We start from the raw sequence: 2,400 nt of genomic DNA on the forward strand, positions 1-2,400 counted from the left end.
GCCAATAGCTCTCATGGGTGTGGGCAGAAAAGCCATGCATGTGCATGGCCGCGATCATGCGGTGGCGCAACGTGCTCATCGTCGCATCCTCGGTCAATGACCCCGATTGGGTCATGACCAAGTGTGGTCGATGGGCGGGAGCCCTGCCGCGGAACGGCCGTCCTGGGCGATCTGCTTGCCCTATAATCTTCGCTTAATCAAGGTCTTCGATGCGGTCCTGCACCAAAGCCCCGCGGAGCGGATTAGTTCAACAGTATATTAGACTGAGTCGGCCTTTCCTAGGAAAGACGGATTCTGTATAGCATGGCCTTCCGCGTTGAGCTAAAAAAATACACACCGCCCCTTGCACTCAATATCCGCCAACCGCCCCGAGCCGATGCCGTCGATCCGGCGCAACTGATCGACGCGCATCCATGGCCGCTGCTCGATGATCGACTCGGTCCGATCAGTGCCGATGTAGCCGATCCGCTCCAGTTCGCTCGCACTGGCCCGGTTGAGGTCGATGCAGCCGGCCGGTCAGGGCGCGTCTGCAGCGCTGTCCCGGTCACGATCCCCCCCCTCATCAGCCCCGCAGCTCATGCGAATGGTGTCATAGGCGTCGGTGGGTCGCTGGCCTAGCCACGATGCCTACGAATTTACTCATGCTGTCTCCGTGACTCTGCGGTCTTTGCAGAGGAGGGTGGTAGCTCCCTTCTGTGCTTGTTCTACGATCCTGGCGATCTCAGGCCAGGGCTGATAGCCGCTGACCACGATCTCTTCCGATTTCTTGCGCTTGTGGGGTGCGTCGTTCTGGCGTGGCTTGCGCGAAGTGCTGTAGCCCAGCTCGACCTCTTCGGTCGCCGGGTGGTCGCACCAGACCTCCAGAGCCTCCGGCACGTTGTCGTAGCTCAGCAGCCAGTGGCCCACCAGGTCATTCTCGATCCAAGACTTGAGGCTGAGGTGATTGTCACGATCGAACCACTTGTTGTAGAGGTTCTCTGCTTTGCGGAAGAAGGGCGGATCCAGATACCAGACCACGGACTGATTCTGGACCATCAGATCGCGCACGCGCTTGAGGCGGGCGACCTCGCGGTAATCCTTCACCCCGGCGTACACCACGCGCTGGCGATGCTCTCGCAGCGTATCGATCCGAGACAGGATACGTTCTTTGTTGAACCGGCTGTCCACTGCGTATTCGGAGGCTTGCATGTGGCCTCCGATAGGGCCGGCCCGCTGATTCAGGACGCCGCTGAAGCTCGTTCTATTGAGGAACAGGCACTTGAATGCGTACTCGACAGGGGTGGAGCAGTAGAGCGCGCGGGTTTCATACCAAGCTTGGAGCGTTACCGGTGTAGTCTCGATCCAGCGACGCAAATCGTCAAATGGCGCTTGGGGGCCGAACACGACTCGCCAGAAATTGCCCACTAGCGGATCCAGATCAGCCAGCACTACATGGTCAGCACGATCCTTGACCAGCATATTGAGGCTGACCGCTGCGCCGCCGGCGAATGGTTCGATGAACAGCAAGGGCCTCTCGACGACATTGACGATCTTGTCCGCAATGAAACGGACGAGCTTGCGCTTGCCGCCTGGGTAGCGAAGTGGCGAGACGAAATTCGTCTTCGCACTCTTACGGCGCACCGCTGGCTTTACTAATCGTTGCCCCCCCACGCCAACACCAAGAGCCTGACTGCATCCGACGATGCCACAGCACGTTATCCCACTAAATTTACGCACCTTTCGATCACCTCATCCTGGATTCAGAGGCTGCTGCCACCTTGTGAAGAGGTGCGTTCGGAGTCGTGGTGGCCGCGGCGCTGTCCCGGTCACGATCCCCTGGAGTCACGGTACCGCGCCGCTCGGTATCGACGCGCCACTGCCCATCAGCCCCGCAGCGCATCCGGATACTGCCGTGGGCACCGGTGCCGAGCAGCGGCACGCCGGCCGCGGTGACGCGTTCGACGACCGAGGCGTGGGGGTGGCCGTAGCGATTGCTGGCGCCGTACTGGGCAACTGCGATCTGCGGAGCGACGGCATCGAGCCACTCTGCGCTGGTCGAGGTGCGGCTGCCGTGGTGGCCGAGCTCGAGGACGTCGGCGCGGACGTCGATGCCGCTGGCGATGATCTCGCGTTCGCCGCTGACCTCGATGTCGCCGGCGATGATCGCCGAGCAGGGGCCACGGTCGATGCGCACGACGAGGTTGCGGTCGTGGACGCTGCGGTTGGGGGTCTCGCTTCCCGGGTGGAGGAGCGTCAGGCGCATTTCGCCGAACTGCTGGGCGTGGCCGCGCGTGGGCTCCCGGTAGCGGGCGTTCGAGTCTAGGGCGGCATCGAGCCAGGCCTCGAAGGTCTGAGTGGGGTGCTCGTAGCCGCTGTACCAGATCTCACCGACTGATTTGCGCTGCAGCACCCCGATTTGGC

General features: G+C 62.0%; 3 protein-coding genes. 1 reads left to right on the forward strand and 2 read right to left on the reverse strand.

From position 1 onward, the window contains the following. The first annotated feature begins 303 nt into the window (after positions 1–303). The gene (locus CKO15_RS14800) at positions 304–618 is read left to right on the forward strand and encodes a hypothetical protein (RefSeq protein ID WP_242464807.1); all 315 of its coding nucleotides are present in this window, start codon (positions 304–306) and stop codon (positions 616–618) included. Positions 619–639: 21 nt separating this feature from the next. On the opposite strand, the gene CKO15_RS13480 is transcribed toward CKO15_RS14800, so the two are convergent. Next, positions 640–1,620, reverse strand: a complete 981-nt coding sequence (locus tag CKO15_RS13480; RefSeq protein WP_200197291.1) for a DNA adenine methylase — start codon at positions 1,618–1,620, stop codon at positions 640–642. A gap of 103 nt (positions 1,621–1,723) precedes the next feature. Continuing rightward, positions 1,724–2,400, reverse strand: a 677-nt coding sequence (locus tag CKO15_RS13485) for a ComEC/Rec2 family competence protein (RefSeq protein WP_420842152.1), incomplete at its 5' end; no start/stop codon positions are given.

The sequence above is a fragment of the Halorhodospira abdelmalekii genome (assembly GCF_016583625.1).
GTDB lineage: Bacteria > Pseudomonadota > Gammaproteobacteria > Nitrococcales > Halorhodospiraceae > Halorhodospira > Halorhodospira abdelmalekii.